The organism is Streptomyces profundus (assembly GCF_020740535.1).
Lineage (GTDB): Bacteria > Actinomycetota > Actinomycetes > Streptomycetales > Streptomycetaceae > Streptomyces > Streptomyces profundus.
Genome location: NZ_CP082362.1, coordinates 6,242,360 through 6,259,776, shown reverse-complemented (window position 1 = coordinate 6,259,776; position 17,417 = coordinate 6,242,360). Strand labels below are relative to the sequence as shown.

The window sequence follows — 17,417 nt, the reverse complement described above, 5'->3', positions numbered from 1 at the left end:
AAGCGGACAGCCCGAAGGCAACCCGACCATCGGCCATCCGTCGGAGCGGCGGTGATCGTGCGCGCGTCCGGAACGCGTCCGACGCGTCGATGATCCGCCAGCTCCTAGAATGCCTCGGTGGACCTTTCGCAGCTCGGCACACCGACCGGGGCGATGATCCGCGTCCACGGCGGGTTCGCCAACCGGATGTACCGACTCGACACCGACCAGGGGTCGTTCGCGGTGAAGGAGTTGAACCTCGTCGACCGCCGCTGGGCCTGCCCCGTGGACGACGTGTTCAGGTTGGAGCGGGCGGCCTTCGCCGCCGGGATTCCGATGCCGGAGCCGATCTCGGCCAGCCACGACACGCTCGTGCACCGATGGGTCGAGGGCGAGAAGGTGCCCGAAGCGCCGGTGTCGGCTGCGTACGCGTTCGAGATCGGTGAGATCCTCGCGCGCGTCCACGCGCTCGACGTCGCGTGGACCCCGGCGCCGATCGAGGATCCGACGTCATGGGACTGGCCCGAGCTCGCCGCGCGGGCGGCGGCGACCGGACAGCCGTGGGCCGACGAACTCGCCTCCCACGTCGAGACGTTCCGCGCGATGGGCCGCTTCGTCGACACCTGCGAACGGCCGGGCCCCGTCGTGCTGACCCACCGGGACGTCCAACCGTGGAACCTGCTCGCTCGCGAGGGTCGGCCGGTGGTGCTCGACTGGGAGCTCTCGGGGACGCTCGACCTCTCCGGTGAGCTCGGCTCGACCGCCCTGAGCCTCGCGAAGGGACCTGGCTTCGACGACATCGAGCCCGCCATCTTCCGCTCGGTTCTCGACGGCTATGTCGCGGGGGGCGGAGCGCTGCCGCCGTCGGGGCCGAGCTGGTTCGTGTTCATGCTCGGTGGCTGGCTGGGACACACGAGGTGGAACATCCTCCGGTGCCTCGCCGGTGTCGAGGCGAGCACCGGCCCTGACCTCGCCCTGTCGCACGAGGCCGCGCACAACGGGGTGCGCGGCCTCCCCGACCTCTTCGCCCGACTTCCGGAGCTGGAGGCGCTGCTCCTGTGACCGTGACCCCGGGCCTACCGAACCCCGGGAACGGTCTGGCGGTCTCCACGCACGAAGCGCGTCCGCGAACGCGTCGACGTAGTATCAAGTCATGCACTCAGAAGGCTAGTTGGGGCCCCTTTCACGGTCATGTCACAAGGGTGCCCCAGCACGCCACGCGACCTTGGGGGCGGGTTCGGCGCTTCCTACGATGGTTGTTGAAGAAAGTGGGACAGATCGCGTACCTGGGGGGTAGCGGATGTCGATCAATCTGCCCGGCTGGCTCGCGGAGGTCGTGGACTGGCTCGGTTTCAACTGGCCCGACATAGACGAGGACGAACTCCGCGAGGCGGCCGACGGCCTGCGTGCCTACGCCCAGGAGTGCGAGGACTCCCTCGACGCGACGTCGGGCGTCGTCGGCAACGATCTGGAGCAGGTGTACCAGGCCCAGTCGTACGGCGCTCTCGCCGAGCTGTGGGGCCAGCAGTCCTCCAGCCATATGCGGGCCCTCATAGACGGCTGCGAGCTACTGGCCGACGGGCTCGACGTGGCAGCCGTCGCCGTCGAGGGCATGAAGACCCGATGCCTCACCCAACTCGGCATAGCCGCCGGCCAGATGACCGCAGCGTTAGCCGCCTCGGCAGCCACCTTCGGTCTGGCCTCCGGCACGGCGGTGGCCACGCAGCAGTTACAGCGGCGGCTGGTGAACGAGATCGTCCAACGCTTCGAGGAAGAGGCGATCGGCGCCCTGGTGGACGGCGTGATAGGTCCGGTACAGGATCAGATACTCACGGCCGTGGAGCGGCTGGCGTACGAGGAGGCCGCCGACATCGCGGCCGGTGAGCCGCTGCCGAGGCTCCAACTGAGAACGGACGAGATGCGGGCCCTGGGCGGCACCATCCTGGGGCAGGCGGACGGCAACCTCACAGCGGGCGAACAGTTCGCCTCCCGGGTTTCGGGACTGACCTTCGCCACCGGGGGCTGAACGTGGCCGGCTTAGGACGGCGCATCGCCGAACCCGTGCGCAACATCCTCGACGACATAGCCCGCAAGATGCCGCAGGGGATGGAGCGCGGGCACCGCCGCATCTCGGAGCGCGTCAACACGGCGGCCGACCGCTTCGACGAGTCGGAACGACGCATCACCGACCGGGTCCCGACCTACCAGGTCGACAACGACGGCAACGTACGCCAGTTGATGCCGGACGGCTCCACCCGCCCGGTGAGCGGCTCGGACAACTCCGGCGTCCACAACCTCCTGGGCCCGGACGGCCGGGCAACGCCACATCGGAGCGGGCAGAACCTCCTACCCCCGCGAAAGAGGCGAACCAACGGAGTAGTGAACTCGGAGCGGGTCGATCCCGGCAGCACCGAGCTCTCCCGAGCGACCCAGCGTGCCCGCCTGGCGGACGGAAACCGTGGGGCAGACAACTACGCGGCCTTCCGTTACCAGGGCGACGACGGGGACTTCATCCTCGTCGGAAAAAGCGATCGAACGTCAAATACCCATTCAGAACAGGCTGTCGGAAGCCCCTTCCTCGCGGCTCGGGACCGCCTCACCGGACGCGTCACCGAGGTGTACACCGAGCGAGATCCCTGTGGCATACCAAATGGTGGTCGAAACTGCGCCACCTGGCTTGCCCACTATTTCGGCGGGGACCTCCCCGTCTCCGGGAGCTTCGAGTACGGCGACAGAGTGAGTCGAGCGAGGGGGAACGACGCGCACGATGCCTACGTGGGGGAGCTGTTCGGCGATACCGGCTACCAGGACAGGTTGTTCGGTCGTGCGGGGCGGTCATAACGGAAGGCGTTAGCATGAGTCGCATGAGTGGCGGGAGTGCTGAGTCCGAGGATCTCCGACGGCGGTTGGTTTCACGGTTCGGCCCTTCGGGGCTGCGGCGGATCACCGCTCCGGACGCGTCGCTGCCAGCGGCGGACGCCGCCCTGTTGGCCGAGTGCGGCGTCCCCCGACAGGTGGGCCCCTACTTCACCGCGGCCGGTGACGACTCCCCCGCCCAACTCGGCGCATATGCCCAAGCTGTCGGCGCCCGCGTACCCGAAGGACCGCAGGCGTCCTGGACTCGCGTCGGCGGCGATCGGGGCGCGCAGATCTGTGTCGATGCCAGCGGGACCGTGCGGGCCGAGTTCGTGGGCATTCAGGAACCCGGTCTGCTGGTCAATGTGTCAGTGACGGCGTTCCTGGAGTCCCTGTTGGCGCTGGACGAGGGCATCTCCTCCCTCGCCGCCACCAGGTCCGTTCCCGAACGCGCCGAGCTGATCAGAGCGTTGGCGCGGCGAATCGCCGTCGCCGACCTCGAACCGATGGAGAGCCCCGACTCCTGGTGGCTGACCGTGCTCCAGGACGTGCGGCACACGATGACGCACTCCGGCTACGCGTCCTTCGAGATCATCGACGCCCAGGGGAAGAAGCAGATCGCCACCAGCTCCGGTGCGCTGTGTCTACATCCGGAGGAACGGCTCTGGGAGGAGCTGGCCGAGTCCGGCGTCCGGCCCGAACAGGTCAAAGAGGTGTACACCGAGTTGGAGGCGTGCTTCCTGCCCGGCCACTACTGCGCGCTTTGGCTGGCCGGCACTTTCCCCGAGGCGCGGTTCACGCACTCCTTCGACTACGGCGACACCGCCGAGGAGCGCGAGGCCGGCTTCCTGGCGCTGCTCCGCGAGACGGCGGCCCAGCAGCAGGGGGATTCATGAGTTTCGCTGTGTCCCGTGCGGACCTGGAAGCCGCGTTCGGCGCCGACCACGTGACCGTCATCCCACCGGAGCGGCTCAACCCGTTGGTCGTCCACCCGGAGAGCCGGCGCTTCCTCGCCGAGGTGGGGCTCCCCGCACTGGACCGCTTCCTCTACGTGGCCTTGGAGTACCTGGACTCCGGCCTGCCGAGCGCCCAGGATTTCTACCCGTGGTTCGGAGATTTGGAAGCGCTGCCCGAGACAGCCGACCACTGGATCGGCCTCGGCTTCTGCCAGGCCCACGGAACCTACCTGGACGGCGCCACCGGAATCGTCTGGCTCCTACCGGAAGGGGAGTCAGAAGCACTCATCCTCAATACGCGCCTGGACCTCTTCGCACAATGCCTGGTCTCCGTCCACCGTCACTGGGACATCCTGGCGGGTACCACCCACTACACCGTCCGCACCCCGATCGCCGACGAACTGGCCGACGAGTTCGAGGCACTGGACCCGGCGGCGAGCGCCGTCCCCGAAAGCGCCTGGCGCTTCTGGGTCCTGTCAAGCCTGACGGATTTCTGATCCATGACTTCCTCTGTGTCCCGTGCGGACCTGGAAGCCGCGTTCGGCGCCGACCACGTGACCGTCATCCCACCGGAGCGGCTCAACCCGTTGGTCGTCCACCCGGAGAGCCGGCGCTTCCTCGCCGAGGTGGGGCTCCCGGGGGATGACGACTCCCTCTACGCACCGCTAAATTATCTGGATTCCGGCCTACCGAACGCCCACGACTTCGAACCGGAATTCGACTATCTGGAAGGACTTCCTGAAACGGCCAACCACTGGGTGGGCCTCGGGTTCAGTCAAGATCACGAAACTTTCCTGGACGGTGCAACCGGCATTGTCTGGCTCGTACCTGAAGGGCGATCAGAAGCCTACATCCTCAATACCCGACTCGACCTGTTCGCACAATGCCTGATCTCCGTCCACGGTCGATGGGACATTCTCGTGGGACCCACCCACTACACCGTCCGGACGCCGATCGCTAACGCGTTGGCCGATGAGTTCGAGGCGCTGGATCCGATGGCGACCGCTCTGCCCGAAAGTGCCTGGCGCTACTGGCTTCTGTCGACCCTGACCGACTTCTGATCAGCGTCAGTGGTCTCATACCCGCCCGAATCGAAGGAGTTTCCCATGGCGGCTCCGCCAGAGTCCGCGTCAGGATCCGATGTCCTCGGCGACTGGCCGTCGTTGGGGGCCGGGCGTGGGGTCGCGGGGCGGGCGTTGTTGGGGTGGGCCGGGCGGGGGGACGCGCCGCGGCTCTGTGTGGTCGGCGGTGCGCGGGGGGCGGGGAAGAGTCATCTGCTGGCGTGGTTCGCCGCGCACGGCGCGGGCCATGCCGCGGTTCGGGTCAATGCCGTGGTGCCGGCGGCCGGGTTGACGCCGACCGCCGTGCTGTGGGAGCTGGCGCGGCAACTCGACTGGGACGCACGGACGTTACCCGAGCTGTTGGCCCGTGCCGCAGGGGACAGGCGTCCGCTGTTGATCGGGTTCGCCGATCTGCACCGGGCGGAGGCCAGGGAGCACAGGACCGGTTTTCGGCTGGTGCCGGAGCTGGTGGAGCCGTTGCTGCGGCAGCCCTGGGTGCGGGTCGTCGCCGAGGTGGGATCGGTCGCGGCCAGCGAGTTCAGTAGGGAGGCGACCGTGATCGACCTGGACGATCCCCGGTTCACCGACCCGGAGGGCTACGCGGACTGGTACGCGGGGCTTGCCCCCGGTGGCCCGCCGCCGGTGCCGGCCGACGTGCCGTATCCGCATCCGGTGTTGGGGCGGTTGGCGGCCGGGCTCTCGGCGGCGCCGGCGGCGGGTGAGGGGATCGACCGGGCGATCCCCGGGGCCTGGTGGGAGAGCCAGGACGGCGCGGTGCGGCGGGGGTTGGGCACCCTGGCGCGGTTGCGGGGGCGCGTCGACCTGGAGGTCTGGCGCGCGGTGCATGCCGCAGCGCACCGGGAGGACGCGGATGTCTCTGCGGCGGCCGGGGTGTTGGGCGCGGGCCCGTTCCATCTCGCCTCGCCGGCGTTGGTCGAACGCGCCCTCGCCGAGACGGAGTTGGATGTCTTTGACGCGCTGCTCTCACTGGTGCCGACGAACGCGCGGGGTATAGCCAACTGGGCGGACGCGCCGCGCTATGTGCGTGACCACATCGCCGGGCATGCCGCGACCGAGGATGCGGCGGCGCGGCTGCTGAGCGATCCGGGGTTCCTCGTTCATGGTTCGGTCTCGGACATCGCTGGGCTGCTGGATCGCCCCGGGCTGCCGGCCCCGCCTGCCCTGCGGGCGGTGTGGCGCGCGGTCGGGCCGGCGCTCGCCCTGGCGGGCGAGGGGCTCGCCGAGCGGGCCGCGATCCTGCACGCCGGGGCGCTGGCGCGGGCGCCGCGTCTGGCGGGGCTGCTCGCCCCGGCGGCCGAGGGCCATCCGGTCCTGGCCCGGTGGTCCCGGGTGCGGCGGCGGGTGACCGTGGCCAGCGGGCCGGCGAAGGGGGAACGCTGGCCGGGCGCGGTGCGGGCGCTCGCCCTGGACGTTCCCTCGGCGGACGCGCCGCCGAGGCTGGTCGCGGCCGATCCGCTGGGCCAGCTGCGGCGGTTGGACGTCGCGACCGGTGCCCCCGAGGGCCGGATCGTGCATGACGCGCGCGCCCCCGTCGCGGGGCTGGTCGCCCTCGGCGGCGGTGCGTGGGCCGTGCTGAGCGACGGGGGCACGGTGCGGCTGGTCGGGTCGGGCGGCGAGGCGCCGACGCCGGTGCCCTTCGACGTGCTGAACGCCGGGCAGCGTGCGGTGAGTTGCCTCGGCGGCGATCCGGCGGGGCGACTGCTGGTGTGTGGTGACGAGTCGGGTCGGGTCACGGTGTATGAGCGGGGTGCCCGGCAGTGGTCCGTGCGGCTCGCCGAGGTGCCGGTGACGGCCGTGGACTGTCTGCGGCTGGGCAACGGACGGGTCCTGGTGGTCGGCGCGGTGGCCGACGGGCGGGTGCTGCTGTGGGGGCCGCCCGAGGCGCCGTCGAGCGTGCCGCTGCTGGGCCGCGCGTCGGTGCCGATGGCGCTGGTCGCCGCACACACCTCGCTCGGTGCGGTGGTTGCGGTCTCCTGGGCGAACGGCCTTGTGGAGCTGCTCGGCCTGCCGGGGGACGGCGCGCTGTCGTTCCGTCCCCACCACGAGGTGACCGCACTCGCGCTCAGCTTCGACGGGCTGCTGGTCGGCGCGGGCGACGATGCGGTCACCGCCTGGCGGTGCGACCTCTCGCGCCTGGTCGAGCCGGCCGGCGCGGGCCGGAGTTGACCCACGGGGTGGCGCCCCGGCGTCGTTCCGTGGTCGATCGCGCTTCCCTCAGCGGTCGGAGGAGCGTCGGTTCCTTCGGCGGCGGCTGCCGTCCGATCTAGTGACAGCCGACCATCCGCTTGGTTGGATGCCACGGACGTCCCACCAGCCGTTGGAGTGTCCCTTGCCGCTCTCCCGTCGTGCTCTGCTGTCGCTCGTCCCGGCCGTTCCCGCCGCGACCGTTCTTGCCAACTCGGCGCCTGCCTGGGCGCGTTCGGTGGGTCGGCCCGCCTCGCCACTCGGGGCGGAGGAGGGATTCGGGCGGCTGATGGCCAACATGTTGGCGACGTTCGCCGGCACTCCCGAGTCCAATGCGCGGCCCGAGGTCGCGCAGAAGCTGGCCGCGATCGAGAGCACCGCGCGGACCTGGCTGGCCGCGCTGGAGACGGCCGGACCCGACGAGCTGTTCGACGGGCTGCCCCTGGGTACCAGTGACGCCAATCTGCACGCCAGCTATCTGCACCTCTACGAGATCGCGCTGGCGACCCGCGCCCCCGGCGAGGTGCCGTCGGACCTTCGTGACAACGCGACGGTGCAGCGGCAGGTGATCGACGCACTCGGCTGGTTGCACGAACGGTACTTCGGCGATCTTGAGGCCGGTTACTACGGCAACTGGTTCAACTGGGAGATCGGCGTGCCGACCTCCGTCAGCCGCACGCTGGTGCTGCTGCGCGAGCGACTGGACGCGCACGCGCCCGAGTTGCCGGCCACCTATGTGGCCTCGATGGACGCCTATCTGCGCAACGGGAAGGACGGCGACGTCGACCTCGACTCGCGGTTCCACACCGGCGCCAACCTCGCCGACATCACCGTCAACCGGGTCCTCCAGGGCGCGGTGCTCGGCGACGAGGCGCGGATCGTCAAGGCCGTCAGCGACCTGGGGACGGTCTTCGACCCGATCGACCCCTATGCGCTGCGGCACGGCGTCACCGACGGCTTCTACGCGGACGGTTCGTTTCTGCAACACGCGTCCGTCGCCTACACCGGCTCCTACGGCACCTCGTTGCTGGCCCGGGCCACCCAGTCGTTCAGGATCCTGGACGGCACGGGCTATGTGGCGCACGAGGCGCTGGTGGGCGTGGTGCGCGGCTGGATGGTGAACGGGTTCGCGCCGCTGATCTTCGAGGGCTGGATGATGGAGCTGGTCAGGGGGCGGGCGGTGTCCCGCACCGCCAGCGGCTACGCCGCGACGGCCGCCGTGGTCGAGGCCGCCGTCGACCTGTCGGCGGCCGTCGAGGACGAGGCGGAGGCGACCGCGCTCCGCGGCTATGTCCGGCATCTGCGGGAGACCTCGCCGGTGGCGCTCGACCCGGCGGGCTTCGTCTCGCCGGTGAGCGTCGCCAGGTTCGCCGACATCCTGGCGGACGACTCGGCGCCGGCGGAGGATCTGGGCCCGGCCGAGCGGAACGTGCCGTTCAACGCGATGGACCGCACGGTGCACCGGCGGCCCGGATACGCCTTCGCGCTGGCCAGGAGTTCGGACCGGATCAGCAAGTACGAGTACATGAGCGGCGAGAACCTGATGCCCTGGTTCCAGGGCGACGGCGCGCACTACCTCTATCTGTCGGGGCAGGACCAGACGCAGGTGTTCGGTGTGGACTACTTCACCACCGTGTCGCCCTATCGACTGGCAGGTGTCACAGCGCCGGTCGAGTCAAGGGAGACGGTTCCCGAGCTGTATGGGGAGCTCTGGTACGACAACCCGGAGGTGGGGTTCACCTCCTCGTCCGAGTCACAGAACACCTATGTCTACTTTCCGCGCGGCACCCGTTCCTACTCGGGCGGGGCCAGCCTGGACGGCTATGGCGCGGTCGGCATGGCACAGTCCGACGACGTGGCGTACCAGGCGCAGCGGGAGGGGCTGCTGCCCGACGACTTCGTCGCCTACCGCAACGCCGAGGCGATTCGCTCCTGGTTCATGTTCGACGACGAGATCGTGCTGTTGGCCGCCGGGGTGCGCGACCGGGCGGGGCGCGCGGTGACCACCACCCTGGACAGCCGGATCGCCGCGCCGACGGACACCGTGGAGCTGACCGGTCGGCTGGCCGACGGGCGGGAGTGGTCACCCGGCTCGGGAAGGCCGCCCGCCTGGCTGCGCTATGTCAACGCCGAGCAGTCCACGGCGATCGGCTATGTCTTCCTGGACGGGGCACGGGCGGACGTCTCGTTGGAGACGGTGACCCGCAGCCGCCGGGTGGTGCGGGTCGCCAACCCGGACACGGAGGTGACCAAGCGGGTCTTCTCGCTGGTGGCGCGGAGGCCGGCCGGCGCGCACGCGCCGGGTTCGGTCGCCTGCGCCCTGGTCCCGCACGCCACCGAGGAGCGGCTGGCCGGCTACGCCGGCGGCGAGGTGACGGTGCCGCACAACAACGAGCGGATCCAGGCCGTGCTCCACGCGGGCCTCGGGCTGCTGGCCGTCAACACCTTCACCCCCGGCGTCCATCGCGCCGAGCGGCTGATCGTCGAGGGCGCGGCGTCCGTGCTGGTGCGCGAGACGCCGGACGGCGGCGTCTCGCTGGCCGTCGCCGATCCGACGACCCAGCGGGACGAGATCGCGGTCACCCTGCGCGGGCGCCGGCTGCGGGCGGTGGAGACGGACGAGGGGGTCCGGGTGCGCCGGGTCGCCGGCGGCACCCGCGTCGAGGTGCGCACGCGTCAGGTGTACGGCCGCAGTCTGGTCGCTCGGCTGCGCTGAGCGTCAGCGCAGCACCGTCACGGCCAGGGTCGCGACGGCCGTGAGCACGGTGAGGGCGGCGCCGAAGGCGCGGCCGGCCCGGAGCGCGGCGGCCGGCCAGCTCGCGCCGTCCCACCGCGCGAGCACGGCGGTGGCGGCGGCGGTCAGCAGCGCGAGCGGCAGGATGGCGAGCAGGGCGAGCAGCAGCATGGCGAGGGTGGTGGTCGGGGACATCTCGGGGTCTCTCCTCCGGCGGCGACGACGGTCAACGGACCATCTGTGCAAGGAAGATGGCGTGTTCGGCGTACACTCGCGTGCGCGCTGAACGAAGATGGACGGGTCCCTGAGCGGCGACACGGCGAAAGGTGGCTTGGTGACGCCGGAGCAGGCCCTGGCGGAGTTGAAGGCACGGCTGCGGCGGCGCCAGCTGGAACGCGGGCTCGGCATGTCGGGTCTTGAGCTGCGCGCCGGTCTGGGCCACACCACGGTCAGCCACGCGTTGAACGGCGCGCATCTGCCCACCGAGGCAACCGTGATCAGGTTGGCCAAGGCGCTGGGCACCGATCCGGCGCCGCTGCTGGACCTGCGCGACCAGGCCGCGCCGCCGCGCGCCCGCCCGGCGAAGGCGTCGTTCGAGGACGACTACCGTTCCTATCTGGGGCGCAGGCACGGGCAGTTGTCCGTGGTGGGCCTGGATCTGACGCACCGTGGTCGGGCCCGTTGGCCGCTGGACACGGCGTATCTGAGTCTGGAGTTCGCGGTGCCGGCGCGGACGGCGCCCTGGGAGGTCGCCAGCCGTGGCGCGCCGACGACGGAGACCAGGATCGAACGGGCCGAGCGCGCGCTGGCCGGCCATCACCGGGTGCTGGTAAGGGGGTTGGCCGGCAGCGGCAAGACGACGCTGTTGCAGTGGCTGACCGTCTCGTCGGCGCGCGCCGAACTCCCCGACGAGCTGCGCCATCTGCGGGACCGGGTGCCGTTTCTGCTGCCGCTGCGGACCCTGGTCCGTCGCGGTCCGCTGCCGGCGCCAGGCGGCTTTCTGGCGGCGGTCGGCTGCCCGCTGGCCGATCGGCAGCCCGAGGGGTGGGCCCACCAACTGCTGGCCGCTGGCCGCGCGTTGGTGTTGATCGACGGTCTGGACGAGGTGCCGCAGGAGCGGCGCGGCGAGACGGAGGAGTGGCTGCGGGAGCTGCTGGCGGCCTATCCGGACGCGTCGGTCGCGGTGACCACCCGCCCCTCGGCCGTTCCCGAGGGCTGGCTGGCCGACGTCGGCCTCGCCCCGCTGACGGTGCGTCCGATGAGTGTCCGGGACGTCATGGTCTTTGTCGCCCGCTGGCACGCGGCGGCGATCGCCGGCACCGACGATCCGGACGAGCGGGGTCATCTCGGCCAGCTGCGGGACCAGTTGACCGACACGTTGCGGGCCCAGCGGGACTTCACCCGGCTCGCCTCCACGCCGCTGCTCTCCGCCCTGCTGTGCGCGCTGCACCGCGATCGGCGTGGCCATCTGCCGGACAGCCGGATGGAGTTGTACGAGGCGGCGCTCTCCATGTTGCTGGTCCGACGGGACAGCGAGCGCGATATCCAGGCGCCCGAGGGGATCGTGCTCAGCCGGGACGCCAGCCTCAAGCTGCTGCAACGGCTGGCGTACTGGCTGATCCGCAACGGCCAGACGGAGTTGCACCGCTCGGTCGCGCTGGCCCTGCTCCGGGACGCCCTGCCATCGATGCCCAAGGTCGCCGAGCAGGGGTCGGCCGAGCAGATCCTGGAGCATCTGCTGGCCCGCAGCGGCCTGTTGCGCGCGCCCGCCACCGATGCGGTCGACTTCGTGCACCGCACCTTCCAGGACTATCTGGGCGCCAGGGCCGCGCTTCAGGGCATGGACCTGCCGCTGTTGGTCGGCCACGGTCACGATCCGCAGTGGGAGGACGTGCTGCGGATGGCGGTGGCCCAGGCCCGCCCCGACGAGTGCGCCACGCTGCTGCTCGGCCTGATCGAACGCGGCATCGAGGAGCGGGCCCACCGCACCCGCCTCCAGCTGCTGGCCGCGGCCTGTCTGACCCACGCCGAGGAGGTCTCCCCGCACGTCCGATCCACGGTCGAACGGCACGCGGCGCGGCTTCTGCCGCCGCAGGACAGGGAGCGGGCAAGGGAGTTGGCCGAGGTGGGGCCGCTGATCCTCGATCTGCTGCCCGGCCCCGGAGGGCTACAGCTCAACGAGGCTGAGGCGGTGGTGCACGCCGCCGGGCTGATCGGCGGTGACGCGGCGCTGCCGCTGATGAAGCGGTTCCGCACGGACGAGCGCTGGCAGGTGCGCAGGGAACTCCAGGACGCCTGGGACCAGTTCGACCCCGGGGACTACGCCAGGGAGGTGCTGGCCCATCTGCCGGCGCTTGACCACGTGCTGGTCTCCACGCCGGAACAGCTGGCCGTGCTGCGCCAGTTGTCGCGGATCGCCGGCATCACCCTGAGGGGCGACTTCTCCGCCTCGGCGCTGATCGCCGCGCTGACCCCTGACCATCTCGTCCGGCTGGACATCCTGGACAACGACACGCTGCGCTCGCTGAACTGGGTGAGCCGGCTGCCGAGGCTGGACTCGCTCAACCTCCGCCGCTGCCCGGCGGTGGAGGACCTGAGCCCGCTGGCCGACAGCGCGATCCGCTCGTTGACGCTGGTCTCCTGCGCGTCGCGCGCTCCCGCCGGGCTGGCCCGGGTGGGCACCCTGCGGGAGTTGGCGCTCCACACCTCGCTGGCGGGGGCCAGGATCGGCAGCCTGGCGATCGAGGCTCCGTTGACCGAGCTGGCCCTGCACCGGGGCATCGGGCGCGGTGTCTCACTCGCCGGCATCGGCCGGTGGCCCACGTTGGGCCGCGTCACGCTGGGCACCACGGTCACCGCGATCCAGGAGCTGGCCGAGCTGCCGGCGCTCCGTCATCTCCGGCTCCAGGGCAGCGAGGCCATCGGACTGCTGGCCGAGCGCCCGGAGCTGCCGCAGGTCACCCGGTTGACGCTCAACACGCGCCTGACCGTCGACCTGGGGGCGGTGCGCGTCGCCTTCCCCCGGCTCAGCCGGCTGGTGATCGTCACCCATCCGGGCGTGCTCGTGGACCTCCGGCCGCTGCGTGACCTGCCGGATCTCAGGATCCATGTGACGGGCGGTGGAAACGTCGACGGCGCCGGGCACTTTCCGCCCGACGCCGTCACGTTCGCCTGAGGTGCGCGGCCTACCGCCAGGCGCCGGGCGGGGCCTGGGGCTTGTTGGTGCCGCCGACGAAGTAGCCGGTGAAGGCCGCGGTGGCCGGGGCGAGCGCCATCAGCGGCCAGGTGAAGCCGTTGCTGTTCTCCGTCCAGCTCTCGAAGATGTCGGAGAAGTCCTCGAAGAAGAACTCGAAGGCGCTCTTGGCGCCGTCCGTCGCCTCCGAGGCCAGGACGGCCGAGGCGAAGGTCTCACCGAGCAGCATGGCCACCAGGGCGCCCACGGCCGCGACCCAGTAGACCCCCACCTGTCCGGGGGCCAGCTTCGCCGCCGGCAGGCCGATCAGCGCGCCGATCAGCGGCGCCAGCCAGGTGAGTTGGGCGACGTCGATCTCCGGGTCGCCGTTCTCCATGGCCTCCCTGATCAGGTCTTCCAGGTCCACCACCATGCCGGTGACGAACCCGTAGACGAAGAGGAGCACCACGGTGAGGCCGATGACCAGGGCGACGGCCCCGCCCGCGTTGCCGCGCTTCGGGGGCGGCGGCGGGAAGGGCGGGCCCGGCATCCCGGGGCCCGGCGGGCCCTGCGGGTAGCCGTACCCAGGCTGTGGTGCCTGCGGCGCCTGCGGGTAGCCGTAGCCGGGCTGTGGAGCCTGGGGTTGCTGCGGATAGCCGTAGCCGGGGCCCGAGGGCTGGCCGGGCGGTCCCGGTGGTTGTGGTTGTTGCCAGGGCTGACTCATGCTTTCCCCCATTGATCCTGTGCCGACGGCCGGTCCTGTGCCGACGGCGTGTCCGCGTGGGCCGGGCCCATCCCGCTCACCCGCTGTAGGTGACGGCGCAGAGCAGCGTCGAGTCGCCGTCCATCGTCCACCAGTAGTACTGCTGGTTCCCCGCGTCCGACGAGCACTCGTTGCCCGTCGGGTTGGACGGTGCCGCGTAGACCGCGATCACGTTGAACTTCTGGCTGTAGGGCGAGGGCACGGTGCCGCCCTGGCAGTCCACCCAGCTCATCAGGTTGCCGCTGCCGTCCGACATCCCCAGGAAGCACTGGCCGATCTCGAACTGCCGGGTGACGCAGAGCGCCACGGTCTCCCCGTTGAAGCTGTAGGAGAGGTAGGAACGGCCGGCGTCGACGGGGCAGTCGCTGACCGATCCGCTGGTCTGGGAGACCCAGACCCCGGCGTTGTCCGCCGAGCAGTCGACCATCTCAGGGTTGGTGCTGGCCCAGTCGGTCTCGTTGACCATCCAGTTTCCCAGGCAGTTACCGGCGCTGACCTGCTGGTACAGGTCCATGGTGGGGTCGGTCGGATCGGGCGTGGGGTTGTCGGTCGGCGGCTGGCCTCCGGTGCCGCCCGAGCCGCCGAGGTCGCCGCCGCCGGTGTCGAGGCCCAGATCGTCCGGATCGCCCAAGTCCCCCGGGTCGGGTATCCCGTCGAGGTCAAGTTCGCCACCGCCGAAGTCCCCGATGTCCCCGTAGTCGTCCATGCCCCCCATGTCGGGCATCTGGCCGCCGGAGGCGCCGTTGTCCCTGGCGTCCGCCCCGGTGGCCTTGGCCAGTCCGAAGGAGAGGGCCACCAGCACGACGACGACCAGCGCCAGAATGCCGAGGCGCCGCCCCTGGTCCGCCGTCCCTGGCCCCTGCCCCGGATGGTGTGGCCCCGGCGCGCCCGCCGGCCCCGGATAGCCCTGCATATGGCTCATCTCGTCCCCCGTGTCGTGCACCTGTTCGCTCGGGGCAGGCTAGCAATCCCGGACGCCCGGCACACATTCACCGGCCACACTGTGACGAAACGGGAGCATTGCGCGCCGGCGCGCGAGGCCACCTGAAGGCACCCCGCGCGGAACTCGGAGCAAACGTCAACTCCCGTACGCGGAAAGGGAGAAGAGGGCGAAGCGGAACGCGCCGGTAGTACATCCGTGCCGACCGTCGCCCGTGTGGGCTCTTTTCCCCCGGATCGTCGAGAACGCCGCCCCGGATCAGAAATAATCCCGTTAGCCATTCATTTCGCAGCAGGAGCTGATCTGTGCGTTCGACTCTCTTTTCGGTTACGGGTGCTCTCTGTCTCTCCGCGGCCGTTTTCACGCTTCCCGCCCATGCCGCCACCGGTGAGGTCTCGGTCTTCAGCACCGAACTCTCCCCGGTCACCACGTACCAGGACCCGGCGGGCTGTCAGAAGCTCCCGCTGGACGCGCATGTGCTGACCAACAACACCGACGCGCCCGTCCGGGGCTACGGCGACCCGTTCTGCCTGACCCCGAGCCTGACCGTCGAGCCCGGCTACGGCTCGCACGTGGCCCCCGGCACCGGCAGCTTCTCCGCCTGATCGATCGACCGGCTCGACGGAGAGGAAGTGCACCGGGGTGACCAGGGAGACGCTGGCGGTGGTTGGCCTTGGCTATGTGGGCCTGCCGCTGGCCAGGCGGGCGTGCGAGGTCGGCATCGGGACCGTGGGGTACGACGTCTCTCCCGAGGTGGTGGCCGGCCTCAACGCGGGCCGCTCCCATGTCGGGGACGTGCCGTCAGCGGCCGTGGCCGCCATGCGGGAGCGCGGCTTCACGGCCACGGTCGACGGTTCGGCGCTCGGGCGGTGCGACACGGTCGTCATCTGCGTGCCCACCGGCCTCGACCACCTCGGCCGGCCCGACCTCTCCGCCCTGCGGGCCGCGGGGCACGCCGTCGGCGCCGCGCTGCGGCCCGGCACCCTGGTGGTGCTCGAATCGACGAGCCATCCGGGCACCACCGACACGCTGTTGCGTGAAATCCTCGAAAGGGAGAGCGGGCTGCGCGCGGGCGAGGATTTCCACCTTGCCTACTCCCCCGAGCGCATCGACCCGGGCAACACGGTCTACCGTCTTCACAACACTCCCAAAATCGTGAGTGGTTTCACTCCGCTCTGCCTGAAACACGCCACAGCCTTCTATCAACGCCTCGTCGATCGTCTGGTGTTGTCCGTCGGCACCAGAGAAGCGGAAATGGCGAAACTCCTGGAGAACACCTATCGGTATGTGAATATCGCGTTGGTGAACGAGGTGGCCCGCTACTGCGAGAAGGCGGAAATCGACGTCTGGGACGTGCTGCACTGCGCGGGCACCAAGCCGTTCGGGTACGCGGCGTTCCAGCCAGGCCCCGGGGTCGGCGGGCACTGCGTGCCGGTCGATCCGCACTACCTCGACGCGCGGGCCGCCGAGGACGGGTTCACCTTCCAACTGCTGGCCGCCGCGCGCCGGGTGATATCCGCGATGCCGGAACGCGTGGTGGAGCGGGCGGCCGACGTGCTGCGCGGGACGGGCCGGACGTTGGCCGGCTCCCGGGTGCTGCTGCTGGGCGTCTCCTACAAGCCCGACGTGGCCGATGTCAGGGAGTCGCCCGCCTTCCCCGTCGCGCGGATACTGCGGCAGGCCGGCGCCGAGGTGGCCTATCACGACCCGCTGGTCGCCGAGTTCGACTCCGACGGGGTGCCCGTGCCCAGGGAGACAGAGCTGACCGAGGCGCTCGCCCGGGCCGATCTGGCCATTCTGCTCCAGGACCACTCCGCCTATCCGGCCCATCAACTCGTCCAGGCGCCCTGCGCGTTGCTGGACACCAGGGGCAAGACGGCCGGCGCGCGCGTGACGCTGCTCTGACCGTTCGGCACTCGGCCCCACCCATCCCGGACCCGCTCCCCGAGCGCGTCCGGCCCCCAGCCCTGGCACGGGTGCGCGCCACCGCGCGCGAAGCCCCCAGGACGGCGCGGGCCTCCCGGCCCGGCCGCGCACCATCCGCACCATCCGCACCACCCGCGACGCGCGAGCCACGCGTGGCGCGGTCAGCACCGCGCACGCCCAACAACACCAACACATCCAGGAGATGAGCCATGGCCAACCCGGTTGTTGACACTCGGCTGAGCAAGCGCTTCGACAAGTGGGACTTCGACCGCAACGGTCTGCTTGAGCGCGAGGACTTCGAGCAGGAGGCCGCGCGGATCGCTCGCTCCTTCGGCAAGCCGTCCGACGCTCCCGAGGTGGCGGCCCTGCGGGACGCGTTCCACGCGCTGTTCGACTACCTCGCCGCGGCGACCGAGGGCTCCGCCTCCTCGCTCTCCCGCGAGGAGTTCGAGAAGGCCGCCGGCGACCTGATCTACAACCAGGGCGAGGCCGCGTTCAACCGCGCCCTCGGCCCGGTGGTCAGCGGCCTCGTCGGTCTGTGCGACAAGAACGACGACGGCCAGATCAACGGCGAGGAGTTCCAGTCCTGGCTGACCGCGCTCGGCCTGGACACCACGTCCGCGAAGGACGCGTTCCAGCAGGTGGACACCAACGGCGATGGTGAGCTCTCCCAGGAGGAGCTGCTCGCCGCGATCCGTCAGTACCACTTCGGCCAGCTGGACGTGGAACTGCTCGGCTGAGCGTTCCCAACGGGCGGGGCGGCGGCCTTCACGGCCGCCGCCCCGCCTCCGCCGTCCATCGCGTCCCCGACCGTCCAGGTGGCAC

15 protein-coding genes are annotated in these 17,417 nt (G+C 70.8%); 12 read left to right on the top strand and 3 right to left on the bottom strand.

Annotated elements, in window-relative coordinates:
• Nucleotides 1-117: 117 nt before the first annotated feature.
• The 8 genes from K4G22_RS27070 (at nt 118) to K4G22_RS27035 (ending at nt 9,773) form a co-directional block, all read left to right on the top strand.
• Nucleotides 118-1,041, top strand: a complete 924-nt coding sequence (locus K4G22_RS27070; RefSeq protein WP_228083074.1) for a phosphotransferase family protein — start codon at nt 118-120, stop codon at nt 1,039-1,041.
• Nucleotides 1,042-1,279: 238 nt separating this feature from the next.
• Nucleotides 1,280-2,005: a WXG100-like domain-containing protein gene (locus K4G22_RS27065; RefSeq protein WP_228083073.1), complete on the top strand. Its 726-nt coding sequence runs from the start codon at nt 1,280-1,282 to the stop codon at nt 2,003-2,005.
• A 35-nt stretch (nt 2,006-2,040) separates the two neighbouring features.
• Nucleotides 2,041-2,820 carry a nucleic acid/nucleotide deaminase domain-containing protein gene (locus K4G22_RS27060; RefSeq protein ID WP_228083072.1) on the top strand — a complete coding sequence of 260 codons (780 nt, stop codon included), beginning with the start codon at nt 2,041-2,043 and terminating at the stop codon, nt 2,818-2,820.
• Nucleotides 2,821-2,843: 23 nt separating this feature from the next.
• Nucleotides 2,844-3,731 carry a nucleic acid/nucleotide deaminase domain-containing protein gene (locus K4G22_RS27055; RefSeq protein WP_228083071.1) on the top strand — a complete coding sequence of 296 codons (888 nt, stop codon included), beginning with the start codon at nt 2,844-2,846 and terminating at the stop codon, nt 3,729-3,731.
• The gene (locus K4G22_RS27050; protein WP_228083070.1) at nt 3,728-4,288 is read left to right on the top strand and encodes an SUKH-4 family immunity protein; all 561 of its coding nucleotides are present in this window, start codon (nt 3,728-3,730) and stop codon (nt 4,286-4,288) included. Before K4G22_RS27055 ends, K4G22_RS27050 begins: the two co-directional genes overlap by 4 nt.
• Nucleotides 4,289-4,291: 3 nt before the next feature.
• Entirely contained in the window at nt 4,292-4,852 is a 561-nt protein-coding gene (locus K4G22_RS27045) for an SUKH-4 family immunity protein (RefSeq protein WP_228083069.1), read from the top strand.
• Between the two features lie 45 nt (nt 4,853-4,897).
• Nucleotides 4,898-7,039 (top strand): WD40 repeat domain-containing protein, encoded by a 2,142-nt coding sequence (locus K4G22_RS27040; RefSeq protein ID WP_228083068.1) that lies wholly within the window; start codon nt 4,898-4,900, stop codon nt 7,037-7,039.
• Nucleotides 7,040-7,202: 163 nt separating this feature from the next.
• On the top strand, nt 7,203-9,773 hold the full coding sequence (locus K4G22_RS27035) for a polysaccharide lyase family 8 super-sandwich domain-containing protein (RefSeq protein WP_425336815.1): 2,571 nt from the start codon (nt 7,203-7,205) through the stop codon (nt 9,771-9,773).
• A 3-nt stretch (nt 9,774-9,776) separates the two neighbouring features.
• Here the strand turns inward: K4G22_RS27035 and K4G22_RS27030 are convergent, their stop codons facing one another.
• Nucleotides 9,777-9,986 carry a hypothetical protein gene (locus K4G22_RS27030; protein WP_228083066.1) on the bottom strand — a complete coding sequence of 70 codons (210 nt, stop codon included), beginning with the start codon at nt 9,984-9,986 and terminating at the stop codon, nt 9,777-9,779.
• 139 nt (nt 9,987-10,125) lie between these two features.
• On the opposite strand from K4G22_RS27030, the gene K4G22_RS27025 reads away from it, so the two are divergent.
• The gene (locus K4G22_RS27025; RefSeq protein WP_228083065.1) at nt 10,126-12,966 is read left to right on the top strand and encodes an NACHT domain-containing protein; all 2,841 of its coding nucleotides are present in this window, start codon (nt 10,126-10,128) and stop codon (nt 12,964-12,966) included.
• 10 nt (nt 12,967-12,976) lie between these two features.
• Here the strand turns inward: K4G22_RS27025 and K4G22_RS27020 are convergent, their stop codons facing one another.
• Together K4G22_RS27020 and K4G22_RS27015 are read right to left on the bottom strand one after the other, a co-directional pair.
• Entirely contained in the window at nt 12,977-13,687 is a 711-nt protein-coding gene (locus tag K4G22_RS27020; RefSeq protein WP_228083064.1) for a hypothetical protein, read from the bottom strand.
• 76 nt (nt 13,688-13,763) lie between these two features.
• Complete coding sequence (locus tag K4G22_RS27015) at nt 13,764-14,648, bottom strand: hypothetical protein (RefSeq protein ID WP_228083063.1); 885 nt, start codon at nt 14,646-14,648, stop codon at nt 13,764-13,766.
• Between the two features lie 323 nt (nt 14,649-14,971).
• Here K4G22_RS27015 and K4G22_RS27010 point away from each other — a divergent pair, with 323 nt between their 5' ends.
• From K4G22_RS27010 to K4G22_RS27000, 3 genes are all read left to right on the top strand, one after another.
• Nucleotides 14,972-15,271, top strand: a complete 300-nt coding sequence (locus tag K4G22_RS27010; protein WP_228083062.1) for a hypothetical protein — start codon at nt 14,972-14,974, stop codon at nt 15,269-15,271.
• A 37-nt stretch (nt 15,272-15,308) separates the two neighbouring features.
• The gene (locus K4G22_RS27005; protein WP_228083061.1) at nt 15,309-16,571 is read left to right on the top strand and encodes a nucleotide sugar dehydrogenase; all 1,263 of its coding nucleotides are present in this window, start codon (nt 15,309-15,311) and stop codon (nt 16,569-16,571) included.
• Nucleotides 16,572-16,801: 230 nt separating this feature from the next.
• Complete coding sequence (locus tag K4G22_RS27000) at nt 16,802-17,332, top strand: EF-hand domain-containing protein (RefSeq protein WP_228083060.1); 531 nt, start codon at nt 16,802-16,804, stop codon at nt 17,330-17,332.
• Nucleotides 17,333-17,417: the final 85 nt, after the last annotated feature.